Annotated in this window: 1 pseudogene; it reads right to left on the minus strand. The window is 61.5% G+C overall.

From position 1 onward, the window contains the following. Nucleotides 1-340: pseudogene (locus tag FFY45_RS20960) on the minus strand (B12-binding domain-containing radical SAM protein); the annotation flags it as partial.

Here is a 340-nt window from a genome sequence, read left to right on the forward strand (position 1 = left end):
GTTGAGGTGCGCAACGCTGACCAGCGGTTCGGTGCGGTGCTGTTGTTCCGAGGCGATCAGTGCAGACCAGCGTGCTTCCAGGCGATCGGATGCCTGCGTGAACGCATCGGCGCTCATCGTTGCGCGGGCCTGTTGCAGATCGACTTGCGTATGCAGCAGATCGCGCACGCTGCGATAGAACTCCGAGCCGTAGGCGCCACGGAACATCATCGCCAGGTCGTCGCTGTCCTGCCAATGGGTTTTGCCGCCCAACTGGTTTTTCACTTCTTCGTAGAACTTAGTGCCGGGCAGGGGATAGGAGACGCTGACGCCGATGATGTCCGGGTTGGCCTGCGTCACC

Origin of the sequence: Xanthomonas hortorum (genome assembly GCF_011305375.1) — a bacterium.
Lineage (GTDB): Bacteria > Pseudomonadota > Gammaproteobacteria > Xanthomonadales > Xanthomonadaceae > Xanthomonas > Xanthomonas hortorum_E.